Genomic DNA, 24,227 nt, shown 5'->3' on the forward strand with positions numbered 1-24,227 from the left:
TTTTCGCGAGCTTATCAGGACAATGGAGAAATGCCAGATAAGCCTGACAGTCGAAAGGAGTTAGACATGCGCAACATCGACAAGATCTATATCGACGGTCAGTTCGTCACACCGAAGGGAACCGAAACGGGCGATCTTCATAATCCGTCCACTGAAGAGAAGATCGGTACGGTCCGGCTTGCCGGCGTAGAAGACGCACAGGAAGCCATCGCCGCGGCAAAACGCGCCTTCCCTGCGTTCTCACGCACGTCAAAGGCCGAACGCATCGATATGCTGAAGCGCTTGAACGCCGCGGTCGCCGCGCACGTTACCGATCTCACCGAAGCAATGGCGCTCGAATATGGCGCTCCGCAGACCTTCACGCGCTTTGCTATTCCTCATGCTGCTTCGAGCTTTCTCACCATGGCGTCCGTCCTGGAGGACTACGAATTCGAGCGCCAAATGGGCCGCGCGCGGGTGGTCATGCAGCCGTCTGGTGTTGCCGCGGCCATCACGCCCTGGAACAGCAATATCGGCTTCATCACCTCGAAGCTCGCAACCGCCATCGCCGCTGGTTCGAGCATCGTCATCAAGCCCAGCGAGATGAGCGCGATCCAGACGCAGATCTTGACGGAGTGCCTTCATGAAGCGGGTTTGCCGAAAGGCGTGTTCAACATCATCAATGGCTATGGCAATGTCGTCGGCGCGGAACTCAGCCGGCATCCTGATATCGCAAAAGTGACTTTCACCGGCTCCACCGCGGTCGGCCGGGAAATCCTACGCAACGCGGCTGATACCTTCAAGCGCGTAACCCTGGAACTTGGCGGCAAGGGTCCAAACATCATTCTCGACGATGCAGATCTGAATGTTGTCATTCCCGCCGTTTTGCGGATGGGCTTCATCAACAGTGGCCAGGCCTGCATTGCCGGTACTCGTATTCTGGTTCCGAACCAGTTGCTCGACGACGTCCTGGACAGGCTGAAACAGGAGATCGAGACGTTCAAGGTCGGCGCTCCGAGCGATCCGGACGCGATGATCGGACCGATGGTCAGCCGCAAGCAGTACGATCGCGTCCAGTCCTACATCGAACTGGGAACGCAGGAAGGCGCCCGTCTCCTGACGGGTGGCCTGGGCCGGCCCGCAGGTCTGGATCGTGGCTGGTTTACGAAGCCGACGATCTTTTTCGGCGTGGACAACCAGATGCGGATCGCACGCGAAGAGATCTTCGGACCGGTCCTCTCGGTCATCGCCTACCGCGACGAGGACGAAGCCGTGTCCATCGCAAACGACACCCCATACGGCCTCCAGGCCTATCTGCATGGCACCGACTCCGCACACATGCAGGCGCTTGCGGATCGATTGGACAGCGGGCGGGTGGTCATCAACGGCGCGCCGCATGAGCCGCTCGCGCCCTTTGGCGGCTTCAAGCAGTCAGGGATCGGTCGTGAATACGGCGTGTTCGGCCTCGAGGCGTTTCTGGAGCCGAAAGCCGTCATTGCGTGACGATCGCTAACTTGGACCGGCAATCGAACCGCTCGGGTCAGGCGTCTGAAAGTCGGACCAGGACCTTGCCGACAGCCTTGCCGCTCTCCTGGAACTCGTGCGCATCGGTCACTGCATCGAGGGCATATGTTTTCGCGATCTGCGGAACGTATGCCCCCGACGCGGCGCAGGCCGAAATCTCCTCAGTTGCGTGACGCATCGCCGCTTCCGGCATGGTGTACACGTAGACGAAACGGAATGAGAAACCTCCGAGCAGCGCCGGGAAAAACGGTATTGTAAGCTTAGCATCCGATGATTCCGTCGAATAGGCCGAGACGACGCCGTCGCGGGCCAGACAAAAGATTGCCACTTCGATATTGGCGGAGATATCGACATCCACGATACGGTCGACGCCGTGGCCGCCCGTGGCCGATCGTATGGCCTGCGGCACGTCTTCCTGGTGCCTGTTGATGACAAGATCGACCCCTGCGGCTCGCGCGACCTCCGCCTGCTGCTCGCGGCTCACTGTCGCCGCCACCCACGCGCCCGCCCATTTCGCAAGCAGGATCGCCGCGTTGCCGACCGCACCGGCACCACCCTGCACCAGAACCCGTTTGCCGCGCAGGTCACCATCGGCGAACAGGCAGCGATGCGCCGTCATCGCAGGAACGCCGAGCGATGCTCCGATCTCAAAGGGCACGTTCTCGGCCAGCCTGACGGCCTGCGCGGACGGCACGACGACGAATTCCGCAGCGGTCCCGAAGGCGCGGTTCCATTGCGCCATGTAGATCCACACGCGCTCTCCGATCCGTGTATCAGCAACGCCAGGGCCGACGGCGTCGATCACGCCCGCGCCGTCCTGATGCGGTACGATCCGTCCGAATGGCATGGCCTTGCCGCCGAAGCCGGTTCTCGTCTTGATGTCGGAAGGATTAATACCGGAGGCGATCACCCTCACCCGGACCTCACCGGCGCGGGGCTGTGGATCGGGCAAGTCGGCGACAACAAGCACCTCTCTCGCAGCTCCTTGTTTCTCGTAAAACGCAGCGCGCATGACACACCTCCAATCAACTCGCTCCAACTAGGCGCGCCACAGGCGATCTTGCAAGTAGGCAACAGTTCCGCCTATAGGGATAGAAAGTACACCATTGGAGACCAGGATGAGCCTTGGCCAGAAGTGTCCCGTCGAGACCACCGTCGATGTGACGGGCGGCAAGTGGAAGCCGATGATCATTTACCGGCTGCTGGACGGGCCGCGCCGGTTTGGCGAACTGCGCCGCCTGGTTGGCGATCCGAGCCAGCGATCTCTGACGATGCAGCTCCGGGAGCTTGAGGCCGACGGGATTGTTTTCCGTGAAGTCTTCGCTGAAGTCCCGCCGCGCGTGGAGTATTCGCTTACACCGTTCGGCCAGACACTCGCGCCCGTGTTGATGGCCATGCGCGACTGGGGCGTCGCGTTTCAGGAGCGTCGGCTCTCCGCATGAGGTTAGGACGCATCCCGTGCGGCGCTCGCCGAGAACCGTGCGACAAAGAAATCGATCAGCACCCTGACCTTTCGGGACACGTGCGATCCCGGCGGCCGCACAATATAGACGCCGATCTCCGGCAGGCTGTATTCCGCCATGATCGGCACTAGCGCGCCCGCAGTCACGTAGCTTTGCGCGATCACGACAGGAAGGGCCGCAACGCCCAGCCCGGCCGCCGTCCCTTCGGCGATCCCCACAGCGCTGTCCGCCTTGAACCTTCCCTGCCCGTTGACGACGACCGTTCGGCTGCCGTCTGATACCTTCCAGCTTTCAGTCCCTTGCAGGATGGCCTGGTGTTCAAGCAGGTCCGAGGGCTTTTTCGGGATGCCGTGGGCACTCAGGTAGTCTGGATTGGCGAACAATCCGGCCGCAAAGGCACCGATCTTGCGTGCGGTCAAATTTGAATCCTGAAGATAGCCGACCCGTATCCCGCAATCGAACCCTTCTGCCACCAGATCAACGTACCGGTCGCTGTAATGCGCGTGAAGCTGCAGGAGCGGATGGAGGCGGGCAAGCTCGGCCAGCGCCGGCGCGAAATGTCCGGGACCGAAGGATGAAGGAACCGCCACGCGCAATCGTCCCCGCAGCTCCCCGGTCGGCAGCATTTCCTCGCGCGCCACGTCCATTTCCAGGCACATGCGGGCAGCATGCTCGCGGAAGGAAACACCGGCTTCCGTGAGTGATGCGCCTCTCGTCGTGCGCGCCAGAAGCTGAACGCCAAGTTCGCTCTCGAGGCGCACAAGCCGGCGGCTGACGATCGACTTCGGCAGTCCGAGACGCCGGGCCGCGACGGTAATCCCGCCGCCGTCTGCGACCTCGACGAAGGTCTGCATATCCTCGAAGCTGATCATTTTGCGTTCCATTTTCCGTTCTACAGAGTGGCTCAATATAGAGCTACCGTACCATTCATCGCAACGCTAAATTCCAGTCATCGAGCGGATCAAAACGAACTTTACCAACTCGCCGCCGACAAGGAAAAGGAACACGACAATGCACAGCCAAGCATTCACCCCGGAAAATTCCGCCATGCTGCTGATCGACCATCAGATCGGCACGATGGCCTGGACGCACTCGCACGACATAAACCTGGTCAAGCAGAACGCGCTGAAGCTCGCCCGCATCGCCAAGGCTGCCAACATCCCGACCATCCTGACATCAAGCATGGAAGACCAGATCCAGGGGCCGCTGCTGCCCGAACTCAAGGAAATCCTCCCCGAAGCCTTCGAGGCCCGTATCAAGCGCCCCGGCATCGTCAACGCAATGCACCACGACGGCTTCAACCAGGCGGTCAAGGCAACCGGCCGCAAGAAGCTGTTCGTCGCCGGCGTGACAACGGAAATCTGCGTCACCTTCCCGGTCCTGCAGATGCTCGACGAAGGCTACGAGGTGCAGGTCTCGGCTGACGCTTCCGCCTCCTACACGAAGTACGGCGACGACCTTGCTCTGCGCCGCATGGAAAAGGCGGGAGCGGTCATCACCACCGTCGACCAGATCATCTCCGAGCTTGCCGTCGACTGGACGAGCCCGCTCGGGCAGAAGCTGGTGGGCATCCTCAACTATCATTGACCGCGCATTGGTCCCGTTCGGCGCGGGCCTTGGAGCCCGCGCCCAAAATGGAAGGAAACACTTCAATGACGATCACCAAGATCTCCGCAGGCCGGATGCGCGGGAACTTCGTTCAAAGTTTCGGCGTCGAAATCCTTTATCCCGGTCTCACCCTGACGGCCGATGATAGCGGGATCGGTCCGATCGGCAGGATCGATCGCGCCCAGGTGCAACCCGGTCACCTCATCGGCATGCACCCCCACAAGGACGACGAGATCCTGACCTATATACGCGGCGGCGAGATGCTTCACCGCGATACCGTCGGAAACGAGAAGACGCTCGACAAAACGCATTTCATGATGATGAATGCAGGCCACACCTTCCAGCACGAAGAACTGATGCTCGGGAACAGTCCGGTTCGAGCGCTACAGATCTTCCTGCGGCCCAACGCTCCCGATCTTGAGCCGATGGTGCAGTTTCATGATTTCGTTGACGAAAGCCGTGACAACGAGTGGCGATTGATTGCCGGGCCACAGGAGGCGCCGCTGACCGTGCGATCCGACGTCAGTGTCTTCGATGCGCGCATCACGAGGGGCTTCCGGCTACGCTTGCCTGCCGCGGCCGATTCCGGGACGGCTTTTTTGCTCTATGTCTTCGACGGGGCGATAGATTTCGGCGACGTCACGATCACAACCGGCGAGAGCGCGTTTACTCGCTCATTTGATCACCAGCTCATTGCCAGTGCGGGCTCAGACGTCGTTCTATTCGCGTTCGACCCTGAAGCCGAGGTATTTCGTGGCGGCATGTTCAGCGGCAAAAAGATACGCATCGGTTGAACGGGAGATGCCACATTTAGGACCGTGGCGTGGAGGTGTGAACGTTATGTTCCTCCTCGCCTTGAAAGGAACCCACAACATAGTCGGCAGCTATCAGCTGCCTGCTCATCTGCCATGCATTGATCTTCCTGCTGCGGGGAGCCTCAATTCCAACGCGGCGGTGTTCCGACATGATTCTTGAGCGCCTCGGTGAATGCTTTGATCTTCGCAGATGGCACCTGAAGCGCACGAAGAAGATAGATCCCGGAAGGCCGTTCATTCCATGCTTCGCCCAATAGTGAAAGGCGGACGAGATCACCCGTCTGGACGGACGGCCCCGAGACCCAGCTCGGTAGGAACGCCACCCCCATCCCGGCGATCGCAGCGCCGTTCAGCGCTTCAAAATCGTCAGACCGGAATACAACGCGCTCGCACGCCTCCCCTGTTGGCACGCCGAGAATATTCGACCAACCGAGAAGATCGTTGCCGTGCAGCTTATCGAGGACACGATGTTGGCGAAGCGCATCTGCACTTTCCGGCACGCCGTAGTGCTCAAGATAGGCGGGGCTCGCCACGATGATGTGATCGTGAGGCGCCAGCCTGGTTGCAATCAACGTGCTGTCCTGAAGCTCGCCCATCCTTACCACCAGATCGAGCCGCTCTGCGACCGGGTCGGCCAATCGCTCGGTGAGATCCAGTTCGACGTGCAGGCTTGGATATTCCCGCGCGAGAGATGCCAGGACGGGGATGACGTAGCGCTTTCCGAATGTCGGGAAACAGGCGATCCGCAGCATGCCACTGACCGCGCCATCGAAAGCGGCAACCTCGGCATAGGTATCGGCGAGATCGTCAAGCAAGCGCTGGGCGCGTTCAAAAAGGTGACGTCCCGCATCCGTCAAAGACAGCGCCCGTGTCGAGCGAACAAGGAGAGCAACGCCCAGGTCTTGTTCCAGCGCATCAATCTGTCGAACGACAGCCGAGGGCGTAACGGCCCGGCGCCGAGACGCTGCCGAGAAGCTCCCCGTGCGGACGACATCGACGTAAACCGCGAGATGTTCGGCGAAGCGTGGGTCCCTCATCTTTGCCTACGACGCAAAACCGTTTCGACCATTCAGTTCGTTATCATCTGCAGGCATTCGGGGCACTTTCCTTCTCGTCAACGGGCGGTCGCCCAACAAACAGAAGGAACACTACGATGGTCAAGGTCCTCGATACAATTCTCTCTCAGTCCGCCTATTCCGCGGAGATCGACGTTCCCCTTGAAAAAATCGACATAGCGGACTGGCTCTTCAACCTGCCAGAGGCCGAATATCTTCGCTGCTGTCCGCCCGATCATATCGCCGCCGGCATCACCTGGACCGATGACGGACGCCGGATGTCGATCAATGTCGAGCAGATCGGTTCGGGCCTGGTCGTGCAGCACTATGTGGCCGAAGTCGCCGAGCCGGCCTATTGCCGCATGAACTCCATCTCGGACGTGTTCACGGCCAATGGGCGGACCCAGGTCAATGTCGTCTGGGAATTGATGGCCGAGAAGATCGACGACGGCAGGACGCGCTACACCAACAAGGTCACAGCCCATCCGACGGATGCGTTCATGCGCTTCATCGAAGAGCACGGTGTCAGTTACGAAGAGGCCGCGGCAGCCCGTCAGTCCGCCGGCGGCGACCACAACAGCCGCGAGACGCCGCTGTTTGCTGCCAGCATCGCCCGTCGGGCACTGTCTAAGTAAGGAGCCGTTGCGATGAAAGCGATCATATTCGATGACTTCGGAAGCGCGGATGTCCTGCGGCTTGGCGAAGCTCCCATGCCCAACGTCCGCCCCAACGACCTTCTGGTCAAGGTCATGGCGGCTGGCGTCAACCGAGCCGACCTCCTTCAACGGGAGGGTGTCTACGGTTCGCAGAGCTACGGCGACAGCACCATCCTCGGGCTTGAGGTCGCTGGAGACGTCGTTGACATAGGGGATGCAGTGACCGGCTTTGCCGTCGGAGACCGTGTCATGGGCATTGTCGGGGGCGGCGCCTATGCGCAATATGCGCGCCTGGACTACGGGATGGCCGCTGCCATCCCGGCCGGCATGTCCTTCACCGACGCAGCCGCGATCATGGAAAGTTTCGTCACGGCCTGGGAGGCGCTTTCAAATCTCGGGAGGGTCGCAAAAGGTGAGACGGTCCTCGTCCACGCTGCGGCAGGCGGAATCGGATCGGCTGCCGTCAAGCTCGCAAAGGCAGCAGGAACGACTGTGCTGGCCACGGCATCTGCGAACAACATCGAAAACGTGCTGTCACTCGGCGCGGATGCGGTCTTCGATTACAGGCAGGCCGACTTCGAGGCAGAGATCGTCGATACGACCGCCTCTCGCGGTGTCGATCTGATCATCGACTTTGTCGGTGGGTCCTACCTCGCCCGCAACATTCGTGGTCTTGCGCCTGGTGGCCGGCTTGTCCAGGTCGGCCTGCTCGGCCGCGATAACAACGCCATCATTCCCCTCGACATCGTTCTTCACAACCACCTGCAATTGATGGGCACGGTGATGAAATCAAGGTCGCGGTCAGAAAAACGAGCGATGATCGGGCGGTTCAGGGAACAGGTACTCCCGAGGGTTGGGCGCGAGCTGAAGCCGGTCATTGGAGCGACGTATTCGCTTGCGGCTGTATCGGATGCACATCGCCGGATGGAGGCCGGCGGGTTGTTCGGCAAGGTCGTTCTAACGGGTTTTCATGAATGACGCGGGTATAGGGTATGGTCGACTACGCCTTGAAGGGATGTGAACCTGGGACCCGTCGGTCAATGGAAGCTAAAATATTGAAATGATAAGACAATGTGACTGTCCGCCCTTGCTGGCGTCTCGTGTGAAATCGCTGTGGGTAAATTTTCGTTCGCTCGACCGACAACGACTTGCCTAGCATTCAACGTGAGGCCCTACATGCGGGAAGGTGTGCCAGCCACGCAAGGCTATCTAGTGCTTATCGGAACTGATATGGTTTATGGTAGACCAACGCATGCCTATCTTGAGGGAAAACATCGGCCGCGGGAGAAACCCAATGGCAGTCAGCGTTAAAGTAGCAGAGGCAAAAACCCATCTTTCCGAGCTACTCGCACAGGTCGAAGCGGGTGAAGAGGTCATCATTTCCCGGGGCAACACACCCATAGCACGGCTCTCTCGCATCCGACGAGAAACCGACGTCGACGCGGTGATCAGCGAGATCAAGGCTCAACGTGCGGGCTTGCCGTTCACCACTCAAGAGGAAATCCGCGCCTGGCGTGACGAAGGTCGTCGCTACTGATGCCATTCATACTCGATGCATCCGTTGCCGCGGCATGGTTTCTGCAGTGGCGAGCGCGGCGCGCAACGAGGGAATTGTCCTTCTGGGTCCGCTGGAAAATGATCACTAAGCCCGAAGGCAGAGATAAGACCGACGTTGCGCATCGCGCCGAAGACCTCGATAGCATTGCCGCTGTCCTGCCAATCGAGCGCCGTGACGAGCTCGTCGAGCTGCTGACCGACCAGGACGTCGAAACCCTGCGGCATCTGGTCAACAAGGGCACGGGCGATAATACGCTGCGGGCTCTGACCTCCGACTTGCCTATCTGCAGGCCTGGTCGCTTTCCGCCACCGGCTCTTCCCTGCCCTGGCCCGCGCCAGAGGCGCTGCTCCTGAAATTCGTCGCCCATCATCTGTGGGACCCGAAAAAGCGAGACACCGATCCGCACCACGGCATGCCAGCCAATGTCCAACAAGGGCTTCGCGACCGGGGCTTTCTCAGATCGACCGGTCCGCATGCACCCGATACCGTTCGCCGGCGTCTCGCCAGTTGGTCGACGCTGACGAAATGGCGTGGTCTGACCGGTGCCTTCGCCTCCCCTGCCCTGAAATCGGCCATTCGTCTCGCCGTGCGCGCCGTGCCGCGGGCGCGAAAGCGCAAGAGCGCCAAGGCAATCACCGGTAACGTGCTGGCGAAGTTGCTGGCGACCTGCGGTGGCGGCGACCTGCGCGACGTCCGCGACCGCGCCATCCTGATGGTCGCCTTCGCCTCCGGCGGCTGCCGGCGCAGCGAAGTCGCCAGCCTGCGCAAGGAGCAGCTGACAATCGAGCCGCCGGTAACAGCCGAGGACGGAAGCCCCCTCCCCTCGCTCTCCATCCGTCTTGGCCGGACGAAGAATTCCGGCGCCAGCCAGGACGAGGTCGTCTATCTGACCGGCCGGCCGGTGGAGGCATTGAACGCCTGGCTGACCGCCGCCAAGATCGACAGCGGCAGCGTGTTTCGGGCGATCGACCGCTGGGGCAATGTGTCCCGCCGAACGCTTGATCCGAAGGCGGTCGATGACATCGTCAAGCGGCGGGTGGCGATGGCTGGGCTCGAGGCGGGGGAGTTTTCGGCGCATGGATTGCGCTCTGGCTATCTGACGGAGGCAGCCAATCGCGGCATCCCGCTCCCCGAAGCAATGGAGCAGTCTCGCCATCGATCCGTCCAGCAGGCGTCGAGCTACTACAACAGTGCGACGACGCGGAGGGGCCGGGCTGCCCGCATGCTATAAACGTCCCACTCGGCTGCGTTCTGTGTCAGAGCGGTGAACGCTCAAGCCAGAAACGTTGTTCAATGTCTCAGGATCCTGCTTCCATCGATCGTCTGAGCAGCGCTCGCAGGGCCTCATGTTCAGGCCCAATGGGTTTTAGATTAAGGAAGGCGTCGACGGATCTGCGTCTCTCGGTCCCGCCCGACGCCAGATTGGCGCGATGCAGGACGAAGGCGGCGTCGCCCTTGCTCTGGCAGCACAGAAACCAGCGGTCGCCGTTGGAGCTCACGGCGAATTCCATCTGCTCTTCCGTATCGAACCCCTCCCGCGTACGGTTCATTTCGTTCTGGGAACTTGCCTGCTCGCCCCCCGCTTGCGCGTCGCCTGTGCTCGTAGACGCGGGATAATCCTCGGGAGCGATCATGCCGGCCCGGATCTGCTCGATGAGAGTGGTCTCCGCCGCGTGGTCCGCTCCCGCCTCGGGCTTCAGGTCAAGCGTGGCATAGTCCGCTCTCTTAAGAAGCCTGCGCAAAAGAGACTGCTTCATGCCGGTTATGTTCACCACATCCAGCCCTCCGTGATCAAGAATAGAACAAAAACAAAGCTGATCACGGCGACGATTGTTGGAGCGGCGCTGGAATAGCTTGGCGAAACAGTTTTGTGAGTGGGAGGCATATCCTCTCCTTCCGTTAACATGTCGGTCCGACTTGCGAGATCATCCCGCTGGCAAGTTCCTCGTCACGCTGCCGCGGATAGTGGTGGCTTTCGGCGTCGTGTCGGACGGACCGGTTTCAGCTCGATCGGCCGGGCTTCGCGCAGCTGGCGCAGGCGCGCGGTTTTGCGGGTCCGGTCAGCCGCTTCCGTTTCAATGATCTGCCGCGCGACGTCACTCGTGGTCGAAGCCTTGTCTCGCGCGGAAACCTTTTCGGGCTTGAAAAATGCCGGCTTGGTCATGGTCATGATGATCGTCTTTCGGTCTGCGGCTTGGATGTATCCAAGCGGTCGACGGTTGATACAGGCCGGAAAAGGCCGACCAGAAAACAAAAGGCCGGGCGCTAGCCCGACCTTCCACAGTCACTCAGCTCTGCTGCCAGTACATCCGTGGTCAGCGCAGCGAATGAAATCCCTAAGCTGCCCGAAGATTTTCGGCCGAGCTTTTGCCGGACTTGCGGTCCTGGACAACCTCGTAGGAGATCTTCTGGCCATCCGAGAGCGAACGCATTCCGGCGCGCTCGACAGCAGACGCATGCACGAAAACGTCCGTGCTACCGTCGTCAGGCTGGATGAAGCCGAAGCCCTTGGTGGAGTTGAACCATTTTACGGTACCAGTAGTCATGACGATTTCCTTTCAGAGCAATCGTTGTGGTTCCCGCGATGCCTTGCGGGATAAGATCGATGATTTGAGGAAATCCGGCGGGAGCGAAGCTGCGGCCAACATCACAAGCAATGGTCGATAATCCATATATGGGTACAAGTCAGGATTTTACAAGAGACGCGCCGGATTAAACTCAGCTTCACTGCGGAGAACAATGTTTAGACCTGCGTTCACGCTTCATCAGGCAGTGAAGGAGATGTCCACGGCAACGTCCATCGACATGAAGGCATCTGCCGAACCGATGAACGTTCCCGACACGGGGAAGAGCTGGATAATATCGCGCGCGACTGCTACGGGAATCAGGTTGGCGCTGCCCATACTCCTGTTTGTCGGATCGAACGCGACCCATCCTGCACCGGGAAGGAACACCTCAACCCACGCATGGGTCGAGCCGCCCGGCGACGAACCGATGAGGGTGAACGCCGGATCATAAAGATATCCGGACACGATCCTCGCCCCGATGCCAAGCACCCGCACGCTTTCGACAAGGACCATCGCAAGATCCCGGCAGCTCCCCGACCGTAGGCCAAGGGTCTGCAGCGGAGGTTGTGTTCCCTCTGTATCGCGTGCCTGATAGGCAACGCCGTTCGAAACACCTGCACTGAGATCCTTCAACAGCGAGAGCGTATCGGTCGGCTCCGCCATGACGAAGCCCCTGACCCACTGGTGAAATTCGCCGGAAGGATCGGAATACTGAACGTCCCTTAGGGCGCCCAGGTCCTTCCAATCCTGATCATCGTATCGGAACGGGTAACTCGCGGCTGACGCAGCGATGTCGAACACCGGCCAGGCTTCCGATGTCAGGTCGACATCCGCACGGCTTGTGATCTCGAGCCGTTGCGTCGCTTCCGAGAACGTCACGGTCGCAATCGCGTTTCCGAAAACATCGGTTGTCCAGGAAACCCTGCCTTCGGGCGAAAAGGCTATGTCGTGACTTAGCAGCAGGATTTCCGGTCCCTCGCGCGGTCGCAGCAATAGTCGGTAAGGAGAGAGCTGAACCGGAGATCGGTAGCTGTAGGTCGTCCGGTGGCATATGGAAAGTTTTGGCATTGCCGCTCCTCGCACAGAACAAACCCAGGGGGATATGGTCAGGTATCGCCAGTTCTTCGCGCCGCTAACAAGCTCAGCCAGGATTGGGACGGTGCAGATCCGATAAGAACGTGCAGCTCGCGACCGTCCGGCTGGCCGTTGGTCGCCAGGGATGCGTCATTTCATGAGCCCGGCAGACCGCAGCGCACTCTCTATGACGTCCTGGACGTTATTCGTGATCTTGCGATCAGACTTCGCTCCCCCGGTGGGCCTTTCGCGCGCGGCCTCGGGATGCGCATGACGCTCAAAGGATGGTGTGAGACCCCAGTTGCGGGCGATGTGCTCCGTCGACGAGATGCCAACGTCGAGCATGTACGGTGCTTGCGAGCCGTAGCCGCTTGAAGTGTCGATAGGAGTGCCGTGTCCCATGCCGCCGATGCGGTAGAGTTCAATGGCGTCCGAGCCAGTCTTGTCTGTCCAGACGTGGTGTTCGTGCCCGTCGATGACGTCAAACCGCGAAGGTCGATCGATAACCTCGTGTATGGCTTTCCACTGATCAATAATGGCCTGGGCGTTGATCTCGTCCACGGTCTTGTCATTCGTACCATGCCAGACGGATATGCTCGGCCAGGGTCCAGCATGCGCTGACGCCGAACGAAGTTGCTGCTGAAGTCGTTCACGAGGGGGTAGACCGTGGCCGCGCATCCGGTCGAACGCCTCTGGGATGCTTGAGGCAACGCCATAGGGCAGGCCCGCAATGATCGCTCCTCCGGCAAACGCTTCCGGATAGGCGGCAAGCATGGCATTCGCCATGGCGCCGCCAGCCGACAGTCCCGTGATGAACACCCTCGTAGGGTCGATGCCGTGGTTGGAGATCATCACGCCGATCATCTCACGGACCGAGCGGACCTCGCCACCGTCGCGCCGGATATCGTCGTCGGAAAACCAGTTGAAACAGAGATTGGGGTTGTTCTGGCGGGTTTGCTCCGGAAACAGGACAGCAAAGCCAAATTCGTCGGCCAGCTTCGACCATCCCGACCCGGCATCGTATCCGGCAGCCGTCTGGGTGCAACCGTGTAAGACGACTACAAGCGGGATTGGATGTGATGCATCTGCGGATCCGGGAACACGATACCACCCCAGGAGATCGCCGGGATTAGCCGTTTGGTTCTGCAGCTTCTCCAACCGGCTTGAACCCGTGGGCATGGTCGGCGGGGTGCGAAACCGTTGCAGGCGCTGCAAAGTATCCGAAAGATTTCTCATAGGGGCTTCCTCGCTGCTCGCGGAAAGCCAACTGACATCCCGGATTTCCTAGGTAATGCTGCGGTGCACAATTGCAAGACCCGTAGTGATGGAAGCAAGCCGTTTGCTCAACGTGGGCAACAGCGACAAGAGCGGCAACCAGGCCAGCAAAAGGCTATCATCATACGCTCATCTCCATCTCTTCGAAGGAAATCAGTCGCTGCCTCTTCTCGTCCCAGAGAACAAATTTGACGCAGGCCAGGCTGTCGCGAATGCTGATGCGGCCGACATCTGCAAGCTCGGGATGGTCTCGAAGCACCTCAGGCAGCCGATAGAACGGCACCCGGCTGGAGAGATGATGAATATGATGCATGCCGATGTTACCGCTCATCCACCGCAAGGGGCGCGGCAGATCATAGTGTGAGGCTCCATGCATGGCAGCGTAAGGGAAAGCCCAGTCTGGTGGTCTCGACCAGTGCGTATCCTCGAACTGATGCTGGACGTAGAACAGCCAGACGCCTGCGGATCCGGCAATGAGGACGATCGACAGATGGATCAAGAGGAACGGGATAATCCCGACGCTCCAGATTAATAACGCCGTCAACACGGTAACGGCCACGTTCGTTGCCATGGTCGAGACCCAGGGCAGTGCGCCCGAGCGCATCATCCCAAACGGTAGCCTCTGCTTGAGGAGAAACAGAAAGGCGGGGCCGATCCCGAACATTACGAACGGATTGCGATACAAGCGATAGCCAAGCTGTCCCATCGGGGTCAGATTGCGATACTCTGATACCGTGAGGGTCGTTATGTCGCCAACGCCGCGCTCATCCAGGTTCCCGGCAGAGGCATGATGTTCGTTGTGCGCGCGTCGCCAGTAGTCGTAGGGTGTGAGCGTCAGGATTCCGAGCACGCGGCCGGTCCAATCGTCCAGGCGTCGTTTGCCAAAGAACGAACCGTGCCCGCAGTCATGCTGCAGCATGAAGATGCGTAGCAAAAAGCCAGCCGCGGGAATGACCAGGAGTAGGCCAATCCAGTATCCGAACTGCAGCGCGATCGCCGCAGTCGCCCACAGAAGCACGAACGGGATGAGGGTCACGGCAAGCTCGTACAGGCTTCGCGCCAACACGGGCTTGCGGTAGCCGGCGATGATCTTGAGCCAAGCCGATTCGGGATCAGCGCCTGGGCTGACCGGCGGTTTAATTGAGGTCAAACTATACCTATTGCGTTCTTGGGATAAGCGCCGCATGTAGCAAGAGCCGGGAGACGGGGGATTACTTGATGCGGCGTACCAGCGGATACGCCGGCGCGTCGTAAAGTGCCCGGATCTGTCTATGGTCGAACCGCGCCTCATCAACTTCGAGGAGAGAACCCAGTTGCTGTGCGCCGGGCATGTCTTCAATCGCGAAACGCAGAGCCTCGGCGGCCGTCTCAAAACGCCGGTAGCGTGGCCCCCTGCTCCCGCGGAGAGATTTACCCGAATACAGGCCTGCCACGCCGGTGTAGTCGAACTGGGTCAAGGGGTTGTCCTCCACGTTGCAGAAGGAGACTGAGCATTGACCCGGCTGGCTTCCCTGACGGTGCGCTCTGTTTCTCGCAGCTCGCGCTGTCGTAGCTGCATTCCCTTTCGCAGAGTCGTGAGTTTTTCCGCGTTTGAGCCTGCCTCGGCAGCGCGAAAAAGCTTGTCCGCAGATTGGCGGAATTTAGAGTTCATTATGATTCCTTCGTGGTGAGCAAAAGCTATGGCAACAAATCGCCTAACCGCCGCTCGATTATTTCTGGGGGATCCCAGTTACAGCTTGCTGCGCTCTGACTTCCCCTGTTGAGAGGAGGTTGCGCATTCCGGCATGATTTATGCCGTCGTCGGCGCTCGGGCTTTCCACTGATACGTGAAAAAGGGGCTCATGCTCGCCAGAGGCAGCTTTCGCACGACGACCGTCTTTAACATGCAGTCACCAATCATTGTTTGTTCATGATAGCCGGATGCACTTGTTCGCACGAGGTTTTGCGACACACACGCAGGATACTGATTGGAAGACATCTTGTCCTCCTTCTGTTTGGGGTAAGGCCCCTAATAAGGAAAATGACGCTCACGGGAACGGCTAAACCCGTCGTGTCCCCGGCACTTGCCAGACAGATCGATCATTTGAAAGGAAATCGGGATGGAGCCATGCTCCGGCTCGATATGACAATCATTGGTCGATTATAGATATATGGGTACAATTTCCGCTTTAACAAGAGCCTCAGTTACGTCGGCTCGTTTGAAGAGGGCGACGTTAAAGCTCCGACAGGCCGTCGAAGCAATCTTCGAAGCACCGGCAACCATGGCGCCTCCCTAATTGACGCGCCGCCTGCGCGATCGCCCTTCTCTTCAACTTGTTGATGGGCCAATCACTCGCCTGGCGCTGCAGCCCTGCGCCGACGGAAGGAGCCCGCAAAAGGGGTGCTTTGCGGGCTCCAAAGAGCTCAGAGGTCGGTCCCCAGGAACGGGCCGCACCGGGCAATCACCACCTGCTCACATATCCAGAACATTAGCGAATCAATTCGGCTGACCGTCCCCGGATCAATCACGAAGCTTACCCTGTCGAAACGCTTGCAAAGGCGGGTAACCCGGGCGGCGCGACCTCGTGCGTTCGCGTACAAACCTTTCGGTCCGCTTGCGCTTTCTCGCGGGGTCTCCATAATCCGGAACAGTCACAACTTCCAAGGCAGTGGCGGCTGAGGGTTACCAAGTGCTCCCGCCTGGACGACAGAGGAGCGCCTTGAGGGCTAACGCTTCCAAAACCATTCACGCTTCTACTCGCTCGGATGGGTCGAACGTTTCCGGATTTCGTCGACACGCGCGAACCGGCTCGCAAGGCTCCTGCAACACCTTGATGAAGCAGAATGGCGCAGCACCCCTAGACACGCCGGGCTGAAGACAGCATTCGAAGCTCAGGACCAGGGCTTGATCGAATCCAGGGGCGAGATCCGCTCTCAGACCTAGCGTCTGACGGCGGCAGGGCGAATGTTTGCGGAACCCCTTCCCGCTGCCCAGCAACCACAGGGCGGAGGAGATCGGCCCGGTTTCCTCTCAAAAAGCATGATGGTCCTGCCGCTGCCGTCCCTCCACAACGGGACGCTTTGCTCGCATCCCTGGTTTGATCGGCGCGACCCAAGCGAAACCGTGATCGCTAGCGTTTTCGCGGTTGGTGATGAACTGCGCTTGCCGTTGCCGGCGCCTCTTCTCCTGAGGGAGTGAGCCTTTGTTGGCTACTGGGTCATGATTGGACTGCGGATGAGCCGTGGTGGCCAGGCCTGCTTGGGTTTATTTAGTACTAAATATGCCCGGTCTCAGCATCAGGAAAGTCGTGACGGTGAGGCCTGCTCCTGAATTTTTGAGCACAGCGTAAAAATATAAAATGCCCTCCGCGCCCTTGCGCAATGTAACATTGAGATTATGTATGGGTTATCGAATTTGCTTTTAGAGCTTTGCTTTGCGCTTGAGCGCATCTGGCGGGTCTTTTCTTTCAGACATCGATCAAATGACTGTCGGCGGCTCTCGCCGGACAGCGACTAATCGTGCGATTGAAAGGATAATCGTCATAAACACCGGCATCGTAAAGTTTTTCAACACCACCAAAGGCTTCGGCTTTATCCAGCCGACCGACGGCTCCAAGGACATCTTTGTTCATATCTCCGCAGTCGAACGCGCCGGGATGAGCTTCATCTCAGAGGGCCAGAAATTGAGCTACGACATCGTCGCCGATGGCAGCTCAGGCAAAAGCGCTGCCGAAAATCTTCAGGCAGCCTGACCGATAATCGGTCCTTGACCACGGATGTACTGGCATTGACCGCATGTCGAAAGGTCGAGGGATGCCCTCGGCCTTCTTTTTGTTGAAAAGGAATCTCACATGAAAAAGACCAGCGCCGAACAGCAGATTCAGAGGGCAGTGCGCCAGGTGAAGAACACCAGTGGCGGCGGCCATCTTGGCGGCACAAACTTTGGCCAGGCTTATGATGCCAAGACGTCGTCGGCAAAGGGCAAGGCCGATAGCAGCCGTCGGGGTTCTCGAAAAAGCTGACAGCCCGGAAATCGCAACAGCAAATGGAGGTCAACATCGGGTGGCTAAGTTCGCATGACCGAATCTGCTGCAGCACTTGCCAAGTTGCGAGCCAACTAAGCGATGTACAAGGAAGCCTCGCGCCAGCTGCGCAGGCTGCCGTTGTTCGCTGTAGAAAAAGCTGAATGAGACGGAAGACACAGCGACAACGACTTCTCCGCCTGACCTGAGACACACCCGATTATCCCGTACCTGAACGCTACCGCTCGAATCGCCTGTCCTGGTAATCCGCCAGGTAGTTGGATTGGATCGGATCAAGCCACTTCTCCGTCTTCGTGTATCCGATTGCCGTTGACGGTATCCCTCCCCCGACCGGCGCGACTGCGGCAGGACTGCGAAAGCTGGATTTGTTATCGACATCTTCCACTTCGTCGAGAACTTGAAGCCGATCTTCGTCGATGTCGAACAACCGCGAACACGCAGCCCCTCGCCCGGGCGGTCGAGCATCATCGGGCCGTAGAACGAGCCGGCAATATAAAGAGGATACGGTTCGACTGTCTCTACGTCGCCGACGTATCGAGCCCCACCAAGACCCTTGTTGAAGAGCGGAAAGCCGCGTTTGAGGGTGCCGTAGATGAATACCTTCATCATAAAGAGCCGGGCCGAGAGGATACTGCGGGTGCCTGCAATGGAACGTCGCCATCAGACTGAGCGCGCGGATCGCGACATCTTAGGCAAGGAGGGTGTCTTTGCTGGACGAGAGTTTGCTCGCGGCAGACAAGAGAGCCCGTCCCATCGAAGCGAGGACCAGTTCCAGTGCGTGGTCTCCTTCGTCAGCCGCCCACTTTGCGGTTGGCTCCAGCGTGACAGCAATGGGTTCCAGAACAGTCTGTCGTTCGCGCTCGCCGAGTTCTCGTAGTTTTCGGACTTCAGTGCAACTTCATTCTCCGCAATGGGGCGTCACGGGAAATACTTCGTTTTCACGGTTTCGATCTGAGGCTAGCGCCGACACGGTTTAGCGCCGGCAGCTCGACAGCGATGTGAAGGCCCCGGTCCCGCCACTCCCGGCTTATTTTCCCGCCAAGTTGCTTCTCCAGCACTGCACCCAGCAGAATGGTACCGAAGCCCTTCCGTGGCTCAGCGTTGCGTTTACTGACGCCCTGCTCGTCCCACTCGATGATTAGCCCGTCGTCTTCTGCCTGTCGCCAGGTGATCGTAAGGCTGCCTTCAGAGTGAGAGAGCGCGCCATGGACCGCCGCATTTGCGGCAAGCTCATGCATTGCCAGTCCAAGCGGCTGGACGGATGGCGCGGGAATCGTGACCGACGGGCCGCTAATCTCGACGGTTCTGTTGCCGTAGATGCTGACTTGCAGGGATATGATGTCGCGGAGCGAGGCCTCCTGCCAGCCGTTTTCTGCCAGCAGCATGTGCGTTCTGGCAAGCGCCTGCACTCGTTGCTGTACGGATGCGGCATACGTCGCGGCGTTGTCGGAGCGGGTCAGGCGTACAATGCTGTCAACAATCGCCAGAACGTTCTTCGTTCTGTGGTCCACCTCCAGCAGCAAACGGTGCTCCGCCTCTTCGAGCGTCTGCACCTTCCGGTATTCGGTAACGTCGATCTGCGACGCGAAATAATAGACCAGGCGTCCATCGTCGTCCCGGATTGGGCTGAGATGAAGCTGGTTCCAGAAGGCACTTCCGTCCTTGCGGTAGTTGAGGATCTCGACAGTACCCTCGCGCTCTGCGTCGATAATGGCACGGATCGCGGCGACTGCTTCCCTCGATGTATCCCCTCCCTGTAGAAGCCGGCAGTTCCGCCCAACGAGTTCTTCCGCGGAATAACCGGTCAGGTGCAGGAAAGCGTCGTTTGCGAGGACAATCGGGAAGTCGGGCTGGCGGGCATCGGCGACCACGATCGGCATTCGGGTCCGCTGAAACGAGAAGGCGGCGAGTTCCTTGTGATCGACCATCCCTTGTGTCGACGCCACGGCTGGCTTGTCCCCATGAATGTCTGACGGCTTGGCTTCAATCACGGCTCACCTTGTTTTGCTGGCTGATTTTTCAAAACGTCGATTACTGACAAATGTTTCGTCGACCCGCGACCAGGATCTCACAGACATGCTGAAGGGGCTGATCAACGAGCGTCCTCATGCCCTCGCAGTATCGGCCACTGCCGCTGCGAGTTGTCGCATGTCGGTGGGTTTGCCAAGGTTGCGGACGCCTGCCAGGACGGCGTTTTGGGCAAGAACGGCCTGGTCAGCGGCGCTTGCGAGTACGAACGGAACGCCGATGGCTTTAAGCTGTATTGCCACCGGTGTTATCCGCTCGCCGGCCAGATCACCGCATTGGTGGTAAATTCGTGAACCAGCAGTGCAAGGCTCGTGACCCTGTCAGCGCTGATCTGCGCGTCCTCGCCATGTAGTCGCCATCGCCCGCCTTCCTTATCTTCGAAGGGTGAAAGCAAGCTGGAGAGGAGAGTGAAGAGGGTCGTTGACTGCTCCACGAACGCTTCGCCGCCGTGAAGCTTGGCAAGGTCATCTCGTGCGCCTTCGACAGAGCGACGAGCCGGTCCTTCATGCTGATAGCGAGCTCGGTCGGCGTCTGCGCCGTTCGTGCCGCAAGAGCGATGATGCTGCCGGTAATGGCGAAAAGGTTCTTCACGCGATGGTGCATCTCGCGCAACAGGAGATCCTGATGTTCTGCCGCCCGTTTCCGGTCCGAAATATCACGGGCGATCTTGGATGCGCCGATGATCTTGCCCTCGCTGTTTCGGATAGGCGAGATCGTCAGGGAAATATCGATGAAGGCGCCGTCCTTGCGACAGCGGATCGTCTCGAAATGGTCGACCCTCTCGCCGGCGTTAATCCGCGCCAGGATCGCCGGCTCTTCGTCCAGTCGATCCCCCGGGATCAGCATGGTGATCGGTCGTCCTACCGCTTCGTCAGCCGTATAGCCGAAAACGCGCTCGGCACTCTTGTTCCAGGTGGTGATGATGCCCTGGAGCGACTTGCTGATGATGGCGTCATCCGAGGATTGACGATCGCCGCAAAGAAAGCCGCTGCATCATGTCCTGGCTGCGCACCCCTACCACCCGGTTCCAGTTGCTGAAGACGGTCTTCGGTTTTGTCGCCGCTACCCGCATAGTTTCTTTCTGCCATTGACGTTCACGTACCCCAGGATGTGAGTCAAAAAGAGCTTGAACGAGAGGGTTTCGCGCCCTTCGACAGACCATAGCTTCTAGACGCGGGAAATACAGCGCCGCCGGTCTCCAATGTACGGCTTCTGACGGGCCGCCGATGAAAGGCGAGGAGGTTTACGTGCCGGCTCCCTTATGCTCGCGACGGCGATAGCTTTGCAGTCGCCTCACCCAGAATCAACTTCAAAGTCGCAGCGCTGCCAGGGCTCAGCTGTGAGGTTCGACCGCAGCGAGAAGTACAGGTTATCGATAGTGAGGGATTTCGAATAGGAAAACATCGGTTCGGCAGCCCCTCCATTGCCAGATGGATCTTGAAACTAGCGCATATCGATTGAAATACTGACATCATTGCCTTATATGCAATCAATGATGACTGGAGGCGGTTCAGTATGGCCAGTATGACCATTCGCAACATCGACGATCGGTTGAAACAGAGGCTGCGCATCCGCGCTGCCACCCACGGGAGATCGATGGAAGACGAGGCACGGGACATCCTGAAAATGGCGTTAGCTCAACAGGAAACATCCGCTGAAAACCTCGCCGCGACCATCCGTGCGCGGCTGCAGCCGCTCGGCGGCGTGGAACTGGAACTTCCGACGCGTGAACCGATCCGTGAGGCTCTGGATTTTTCGGCTTCATGATCGTCCTCGACACCAACATCATATCTGAACTGCTCTTGCCGGTTCCACAGCCCGCAGTTGTCGACTGGCTCGCGGATCAGTCTCCCGCTGCCATTTTCACGACGACCGTTACCGAAGCGGAGATCCTCTACGGGCTACGCCTGCTCCCAGACGGTCGCCGCCGGCGCGAACTTGAGGCGGCTATCCTACCGATCTTCACCCAAGATCTCGCCGGTCGTGTGCTGCCGTTCGATAGGGAGGCCGCAGACGTCTACGGTTCAATTGCAACGGAAAGACGCAAGGCAGGTCGCCCGATCAGCCAATTCGATGCCCAGATTGCGTCCATCACGATTTCTCGCGGCGCCGCGCTGGCAACTCGAAACGTTGCCGACTTCGAGGGCGTCGGCCTGGTGATAGTAAACCCATGGCAGTAAGGCCTTAAATCACGTGACGCTAATTTCATCGCCGCGAAGTAGGTCGCGTCCGATCACATCGCATGAGGCCGCATCGCGGCAGTCGGGCTCAAGGCGATATTGACCGGCTGCTCGCGTGCCGCAGCCACCACATATCCTCGTTACGTGCAACGTCAAGGACTTTGAAGCGACCGACGCACCTGTGATTGGTCCCTTGGGAGGATGGCAGTTGGAAGCAGAGCTTGCAGCTCGGAAGGAGGCCAAGCAGCAGCAAGCCAGCATTATCGGTAGGCTTCTTGTTTGTTCGGGCCACCACCGTTTCGGGTTCGATCGCGCCACGGCCAACGTCCGTTCATGGCTAGGCTATCCGCCTGCGTGGTCGCTGCCACCGTGCGCTGCGATGAACATGGTGACGGCCGATCGGCAATAGGATTCGATTTCGTTATCGTCCTCTGCTCTCGCCTCATCGAAACGCGCGATAATTAGGAGATCGGATCCTTTGAAAAGGGCGGCAAACAAGCGGGCGGACCGGAGAGGATCGGGCACGTTCACAAGCGCCTTCGCATGCAACTGACGCAACAGGGCCTCGATTTGGGCGATGATATGGACGGGGCCAGCTTCGTAATGGATCTTGCTTAGCGACTTTTGGTTCGGCGTGTCGGCCGTGACCATTGCTTCCACGTTGCGGACGTCTGGGCGCAGCAGTGTGCGAAGCAGCGATGATCCCACCGCCATGAGTTGATCCTCGGCCGAACCGCCGACGCCTTCAAAAAGCGCCTGTGGTATTAACTGCTGGCAGCGGGCCGCAAACGCCGCGCCAAACAGCGCCTCCTTGTTCTCGAAGTGCCTGTAGATGCTGAGCTTGGATATCTTCGCTCGCTGGGCGACCTTGTCCAATGTCGTCGCTTGAAAACCCAATTCCGCAAACAGTTCGCCCGCGGCGTCGACTATGGTTTGGCCAAGCGCCTCATTGGCGGGCCGGCCGCGCCGTGCGCGGACGTTTTCTTCGGGCACGATAATTACAGTCCTTGACAGTATCTTTATTCTCGAATTACGATACTACACAGTTTCATAATTTCCAAGAGTGGATTTTATCATGTCCGCCAAATCAGGTTTCCTTGGCCGCCCATCGAGTGCGCATCGCTGGATGAAATTGCGCCAGACTCAGCCCAACCTCTTGCATACACAACACGGAGCTTATCACCATGGATGACGTCATCATCATCGGCGGCAGCTTTGCCGGCCTCGCCGCCGCCCTGCAACTCGGCCGCGCCCGACGCAAGGTCACCGTTCTCGATACCGGCCTGCCGCGCAATCGCTTTGCCGGCCACTCGCATGGTCTACTCGGCCACGATCATAAGCCGCCGCTGGAAATCCTGGCCGAGGCGCGGCGGCAACTGACGCGTTATCCCACGGTCAATTTGGTCAATGCCCGGGCCGACAGCATCTCCGGCCCCATCGACAACTTCTCTGTCCTCACTGGCGATGGCGAAAGCCTCGATGCGCGCCGCCTCATCCTAAGCTACGGCGTCGCTGATCAGATGCCTGATGTTCCTGGCTTTGCCGAAAGCTGGGGCACCTCGATCGTGCCCTGCCCCTACTGCGATGGCTTTGAAGTCGCCAACCAGCATTGGGGCCTCGTGTGGTCAGGACCGCCGTCGCACAATTACGTCAGGCTGTACCATGACTGGACCGACACATTGACCGTCTTTGCCGATGGTCACGACATTTCACCCGATATCCGTGCCGATCTGGCGCGCCGCAACATACCTGTCGTCGATGGCCGGATCGCCGAAATCGGCCATCACCGGGGCCATATCACCACCGTTAATCTCGAGAGTGGCCGCAATGCCGGCGTAGATATCCTGTTCGCGCATCCGCGCAACAAGCCGTCCTCAAGCCTGCATGAGCCATTGGGCCTCGCCACGGTCAATACGCCCTTCGGCATCGCCCTTAAGGTCGATGAGCGTCGCGAGACCAGCATGCCGGGCATCTACGCCGCCGGCGATCTCGCAAATCCGGCCATGAACTCGGTCACTACGGCAATATCGCAGGGCGCGACGGCAGGGATTTCCGCCCAGCAGTCGATGCTGGCTTGAGAGCGCAGATACCTTTCTTCGGGCGGTGGGCTATTGCCGGGAAACCGCAGGCTGCCGAGGCCCACGCGATAGACGCCCTCGCAGAGCTGCTAACCGACCAAGACGTGGAGACCCTGAAGCCCGTCGAACGAGGCGTGGGCGACAATACATCTAGAGCGCTCACGTCCGATCTCGCTCACCTCAAAGCATAAGGACTGGCCGCTCGCACACCATCTGTGCAACCGGAGAAACGTGCGGCCGATCCGGATCACGACCTGCCCGATTATTTCGACGGAACCTTCGGGCCACGGCGGTTCGTAAAGGTTCAAAAGTCGAAGTGCTCTCGCCTCAGGAAAATCGATTTCC

General features: G+C 59.3%; 28 protein-coding genes and 1 pseudogene. 14 read left to right on the forward strand and 15 right to left on the reverse strand.

Annotation, left to right across the window (positions count from 1 at the left end):
* Positions 1-66: 66 nt before the first annotated feature.
* On the forward strand, positions 67-1,482 hold the full coding sequence (locus FHX06_RS28160) for an aldehyde dehydrogenase family protein (protein ID WP_112542203.1): 1,416 nt from the start codon (positions 67-69) through the stop codon (positions 1,480-1,482).
* A gap of 37 nt (positions 1,483-1,519) precedes the next feature.
* Here FHX06_RS28160 and FHX06_RS28165 read toward each other — a convergent pair whose 3' ends face one another.
* Positions 1,520-2,515, reverse strand: coding sequence for an NADPH:quinone reductase (locus FHX06_RS28165; RefSeq protein WP_112542202.1), 996 nt, complete (start codon positions 2,513-2,515; stop codon positions 1,520-1,522).
* A gap of 106 nt (positions 2,516-2,621) precedes the next feature.
* Here FHX06_RS28165 and FHX06_RS28170 point away from each other — a divergent pair, with 106 nt between their 5' ends.
* Complete coding sequence (locus FHX06_RS28170) at positions 2,622-2,945, forward strand: winged helix-turn-helix transcriptional regulator (RefSeq protein WP_112542201.1); 324 nt, start codon at positions 2,622-2,624, stop codon at positions 2,943-2,945.
* Between the two features lie 2 nt (positions 2,946-2,947).
* Here FHX06_RS28170 and FHX06_RS28175 read toward each other — a convergent pair whose 3' ends face one another.
* Positions 2,948-3,838, reverse strand: coding sequence for a LysR family transcriptional regulator (locus tag FHX06_RS28175; protein ID WP_112542200.1), 891 nt, complete (start codon positions 3,836-3,838; stop codon positions 2,948-2,950).
* A gap of 139 nt (positions 3,839-3,977) precedes the next feature.
* Here FHX06_RS28175 and FHX06_RS28180 point away from each other — a divergent pair, with 139 nt between their 5' ends.
* Complete coding sequence (locus FHX06_RS28180) at positions 3,978-4,553, forward strand: isochorismatase family protein (protein WP_112542199.1); 576 nt, start codon at positions 3,978-3,980, stop codon at positions 4,551-4,553.
* Positions 4,554-4,618: 65 nt separating this feature from the next.
* Positions 4,619-5,368 carry a pirin family protein gene (locus FHX06_RS28185; protein ID WP_112542198.1) on the forward strand — a complete coding sequence of 250 codons (750 nt, stop codon included), beginning with the start codon at positions 4,619-4,621 and terminating at the stop codon, positions 5,366-5,368.
* 143 nt (positions 5,369-5,511) lie between these two features.
* On the opposite strand, the gene FHX06_RS28190 is transcribed toward FHX06_RS28185, so the two are convergent.
* On the reverse strand, positions 5,512-6,426 hold the full coding sequence (locus FHX06_RS28190) for a LysR family transcriptional regulator (RefSeq protein ID WP_112542197.1): 915 nt from the start codon (positions 6,424-6,426) through the stop codon (positions 5,512-5,514).
* Positions 6,427-6,542: 116 nt separating this feature from the next.
* On the opposite strand from FHX06_RS28190, the gene FHX06_RS28195 reads away from it, so the two are divergent.
* The 4 genes and pseudogenes from FHX06_RS28195 (at position 6,543) to FHX06_RS28210 (ending at position 9,889) form a co-directional block, all read left to right on the forward strand.
* Positions 6,543-7,079, forward strand: a complete 537-nt coding sequence (locus FHX06_RS28195; protein ID WP_112542196.1) for a hypothetical protein — start codon at positions 6,543-6,545, stop codon at positions 7,077-7,079.
* A 12-nt stretch (positions 7,080-7,091) separates the two neighbouring features.
* The gene (locus FHX06_RS28200; RefSeq protein WP_183881655.1) at positions 7,092-8,078 is read left to right on the forward strand and encodes an NAD(P)H-quinone oxidoreductase; all 987 of its coding nucleotides are present in this window, start codon (positions 7,092-7,094) and stop codon (positions 8,076-8,078) included.
* Positions 8,079-8,394: 316 nt separating this feature from the next.
* Entirely contained in the window at positions 8,395-8,637 is a 243-nt protein-coding gene (locus FHX06_RS28205) for a type II toxin-antitoxin system Phd/YefM family antitoxin (RefSeq protein ID WP_112542194.1), read from the forward strand.
* 98 nt (positions 8,638-8,735) lie between these two features.
* Positions 8,736-9,889, forward strand: a pseudogene (locus FHX06_RS28210) (site-specific integrase).
* A 67-nt stretch (positions 9,890-9,956) separates the two neighbouring features.
* Here FHX06_RS28210 and FHX06_RS28215 read toward each other — a convergent pair.
* The 7 genes from FHX06_RS28215 to FHX06_RS28245 all read right to left on the reverse strand — a co-directional run bounded on the left by FHX06_RS28215 (position 9,957) and on the right by FHX06_RS28245 (position 15,031).
* Positions 9,957-10,433 (reverse strand): hypothetical protein, encoded by a 477-nt coding sequence (locus FHX06_RS28215; RefSeq protein WP_183881657.1) that lies wholly within the window; start codon positions 10,431-10,433, stop codon positions 9,957-9,959.
* A 173-nt stretch (positions 10,434-10,606) separates the two neighbouring features.
* On the reverse strand, positions 10,607-10,828 hold the full coding sequence (locus FHX06_RS28220) for a hypothetical protein (protein ID WP_029616376.1): 222 nt from the start codon (positions 10,826-10,828) through the stop codon (positions 10,607-10,609).
* Between the two features lie 166 nt (positions 10,829-10,994).
* A complete protein-coding gene (locus FHX06_RS28225; RefSeq protein ID WP_018114567.1) occupies positions 10,995-11,204 on the reverse strand; it encodes a cold-shock protein in 210 nt (69 codons plus the stop codon).
* Between the two features lie 219 nt (positions 11,205-11,423).
* A complete protein-coding gene (locus FHX06_RS28230; RefSeq protein WP_049800879.1) occupies positions 11,424-12,293 on the reverse strand; it encodes a transglutaminase N-terminal domain-containing protein in 870 nt (289 codons plus the stop codon).
* Between the two features lie 156 nt (positions 12,294-12,449).
* The gene (locus tag FHX06_RS28235; protein WP_112542193.1) at positions 12,450-13,535 is read right to left on the reverse strand and encodes an alpha/beta hydrolase family esterase; all 1,086 of its coding nucleotides are present in this window, start codon (positions 13,533-13,535) and stop codon (positions 12,450-12,452) included.
* A 160-nt stretch (positions 13,536-13,695) separates the two neighbouring features.
* Entirely contained in the window at positions 13,696-14,724 is a 1,029-nt protein-coding gene (locus FHX06_RS28240; RefSeq protein ID WP_246715661.1) for a fatty acid desaturase, read from the reverse strand.
* A 61-nt stretch (positions 14,725-14,785) separates the two neighbouring features.
* The gene (locus tag FHX06_RS28245; protein WP_112542191.1) at positions 14,786-15,031 is read right to left on the reverse strand and encodes a hypothetical protein; all 246 of its coding nucleotides are present in this window, start codon (positions 15,029-15,031) and stop codon (positions 14,786-14,788) included.
* Positions 15,032-17,095: 2,064 nt separating this feature from the next.
* Between FHX06_RS28245 and FHX06_RS28250 the strand changes: the two genes are divergently transcribed.
* On the forward strand, positions 17,096-17,305 hold the full coding sequence (locus FHX06_RS28250; RefSeq protein WP_112542220.1) for a cold-shock protein: 210 nt from the start codon (positions 17,096-17,098) through the stop codon (positions 17,303-17,305).
* Between the two features lie 99 nt (positions 17,306-17,404).
* Complete coding sequence (locus FHX06_RS28255; RefSeq protein WP_018114003.1) at positions 17,405-17,575, forward strand: hypothetical protein; 171 nt, start codon at positions 17,405-17,407, stop codon at positions 17,573-17,575.
* Positions 17,576-17,605: 30 nt separating this feature from the next.
* Here the strand turns inward: FHX06_RS28255 and FHX06_RS36330 are convergent, their stop codons facing one another.
* The gene (locus tag FHX06_RS36330; protein ID WP_112542190.1) at positions 17,606-18,205 is read right to left on the reverse strand and encodes a gamma-glutamylcyclotransferase family protein; all 600 of its coding nucleotides are present in this window, start codon (positions 18,203-18,205) and stop codon (positions 17,606-17,608) included.
* Between FHX06_RS36330 and FHX06_RS28265 the strand changes: the two genes are divergently transcribed.
* On the forward strand, positions 18,189-18,473 hold the full coding sequence (locus FHX06_RS28265) for a hypothetical protein (RefSeq protein ID WP_112542189.1): 285 nt from the start codon (positions 18,189-18,191) through the stop codon (positions 18,471-18,473). The genes FHX06_RS36330 and FHX06_RS28265 overlap by 17 nt on opposite strands.
* A gap of 61 nt (positions 18,474-18,534) precedes the next feature.
* On the opposite strand, the gene FHX06_RS28270 is transcribed toward FHX06_RS28265, so the two are convergent.
* From FHX06_RS28270 to FHX06_RS28280, 3 genes are all read right to left on the reverse strand, one after another.
* The gene (locus FHX06_RS28270; RefSeq protein WP_112542188.1) at positions 18,535-19,587 is read right to left on the reverse strand and encodes a PAS domain-containing protein; all 1,053 of its coding nucleotides are present in this window, start codon (positions 19,585-19,587) and stop codon (positions 18,535-18,537) included.
* 114 nt (positions 19,588-19,701) lie between these two features.
* On the reverse strand, positions 19,702-19,866 hold the full coding sequence (locus FHX06_RS28275; RefSeq protein ID WP_162709976.1) for a hypothetical protein: 165 nt from the start codon (positions 19,864-19,866) through the stop codon (positions 19,702-19,704).
* A 25-nt stretch (positions 19,867-19,891) separates the two neighbouring features.
* A complete protein-coding gene (locus FHX06_RS28280; RefSeq protein WP_409564440.1) occupies positions 19,892-20,572 on the reverse strand; it encodes a PAS domain S-box protein in 681 nt (226 codons plus the stop codon).
* A gap of 567 nt (positions 20,573-21,139) precedes the next feature.
* Between FHX06_RS28280 and FHX06_RS28285 the strand changes: the two genes are divergently transcribed.
* The gene (locus tag FHX06_RS28285; protein WP_112542187.1) at positions 21,140-21,391 is read left to right on the forward strand and encodes a FitA-like ribbon-helix-helix domain-containing protein; all 252 of its coding nucleotides are present in this window, start codon (positions 21,140-21,142) and stop codon (positions 21,389-21,391) included.
* Positions 21,388-21,804 carry a type II toxin-antitoxin system VapC family toxin gene (locus tag FHX06_RS28290; protein ID WP_112542186.1) on the forward strand — a complete coding sequence of 139 codons (417 nt, stop codon included), beginning with the start codon at positions 21,388-21,390 and terminating at the stop codon, positions 21,802-21,804. Before FHX06_RS28285 ends, FHX06_RS28290 begins: the two co-directional genes overlap by 4 nt.
* 342 nt (positions 21,805-22,146) lie before the next feature.
* On the opposite strand, the gene FHX06_RS28295 is transcribed toward FHX06_RS28290, so the two are convergent.
* Positions 22,147-22,797 (reverse strand): TetR/AcrR family transcriptional regulator, encoded by a 651-nt coding sequence (locus FHX06_RS28295; protein ID WP_112542185.1) that lies wholly within the window; start codon positions 22,795-22,797, stop codon positions 22,147-22,149.
* A 191-nt stretch (positions 22,798-22,988) separates the two neighbouring features.
* Between FHX06_RS28295 and FHX06_RS28300 the strand changes: the two genes are divergently transcribed.
* On the forward strand, positions 22,989-23,882 hold the full coding sequence (locus FHX06_RS28300; protein ID WP_112542184.1) for an NAD(P)/FAD-dependent oxidoreductase: 894 nt from the start codon (positions 22,989-22,991) through the stop codon (positions 23,880-23,882).
* Positions 23,883-24,227: the final 345 nt, after the last annotated feature.

It is taken from the genome of Rhizobium sp. BK512, from assembly GCF_014194915.1.
Taxonomy (GTDB): Bacteria; Pseudomonadota; Alphaproteobacteria; order Rhizobiales; family Rhizobiaceae; genus Rhizobium.

Bases quoted from the DNA above. Each gene is read 5' to 3' on its own strand.
- FHX06_RS28160 (WP_112542203.1), top strand. From the start codon at position 67: ATGCGCAACATCGACAAGATCTATATCGACGGTCAGTTCGTCACACCG.
- FHX06_RS28165 (WP_112542202.1), bottom strand. From the start codon at position 2,515: ATGCGCGCTGCGTTTTACGAGAAACAAGGAGCTGCGAGAGAGGTGCTT.
- FHX06_RS28170 (WP_112542201.1), top strand. From the start codon at position 2,622: ATGAGCCTTGGCCAGAAGTGTCCCGTCGAGACCACCGTCGATGTGACG.
- FHX06_RS28175 (WP_112542200.1), bottom strand. From the start codon at position 3,838: ATGATCAGCTTCGAGGATATGCAGACCTTCGTCGAGGTCGCAGACGGC.
- FHX06_RS28180 (WP_112542199.1), top strand. From the start codon at position 3,978: ATGCACAGCCAAGCATTCACCCCGGAAAATTCCGCCATGCTGCTGATC.
- FHX06_RS28185 (WP_112542198.1), top strand. From the start codon at position 4,619: ATGACGATCACCAAGATCTCCGCAGGCCGGATGCGCGGGAACTTCGTT.
- FHX06_RS28190 (WP_112542197.1), bottom strand. From the start codon at position 6,426: ATGAGGGACCCACGCTTCGCCGAACATCTCGCGGTTTACGTCGATGTC.
- FHX06_RS28195 (WP_112542196.1), top strand. From the start codon at position 6,543: ATGGTCAAGGTCCTCGATACAATTCTCTCTCAGTCCGCCTATTCCGCG.
- FHX06_RS28200 (WP_183881655.1), top strand. From the start codon at position 7,092: ATGAAAGCGATCATATTCGATGACTTCGGAAGCGCGGATGTCCTGCGG.
- FHX06_RS28205 (WP_112542194.1), top strand. From the start codon at position 8,395: ATGGCAGTCAGCGTTAAAGTAGCAGAGGCAAAAACCCATCTTTCCGAG.
- FHX06_RS28220 (WP_029616376.1), bottom strand. From the start codon at position 10,828: ATGACCATGACCAAGCCGGCATTTTTCAAGCCCGAAAAGGTTTCCGCG.
- FHX06_RS28225 (WP_018114567.1), bottom strand. From the start codon at position 11,204: ATGACTACTGGTACCGTAAAATGGTTCAACTCCACCAAGGGCTTCGGC.
- FHX06_RS28230 (WP_049800879.1), bottom strand. From the start codon at position 12,293: ATGCCAAAACTTTCCATATGCCACCGGACGACCTACAGCTACCGATCT.
- FHX06_RS28235 (WP_112542193.1), bottom strand. From the start codon at position 13,535: ATGAGAAATCTTTCGGATACTTTGCAGCGCCTGCAACGGTTTCGCACC.
- FHX06_RS28255 (WP_018114003.1), top strand. From the start codon at position 17,405: ATGAAAAAGACCAGCGCCGAACAGCAGATTCAGAGGGCAGTGCGCCAG.
- FHX06_RS28265 (WP_112542189.1), top strand. From the start codon at position 18,189: ATGAATACCTTCATCATAAAGAGCCGGGCCGAGAGGATACTGCGGGTG.
- FHX06_RS36330 (WP_112542190.1), bottom strand. From the start codon at position 18,205: ATGATGAAGGTATTCATCTACGGCACCCTCAAACGCGGCTTTCCGCTC.
- FHX06_RS28285 (WP_112542187.1), top strand. From the start codon at position 21,140: ATGGCCAGTATGACCATTCGCAACATCGACGATCGGTTGAAACAGAGG.
- FHX06_RS28290 (WP_112542186.1), top strand. From the start codon at position 21,388: ATGATCGTCCTCGACACCAACATCATATCTGAACTGCTCTTGCCGGTT.
- FHX06_RS28300 (WP_112542184.1), top strand. From the start codon at position 22,989: ATGGATGACGTCATCATCATCGGCGGCAGCTTTGCCGGCCTCGCCGCC.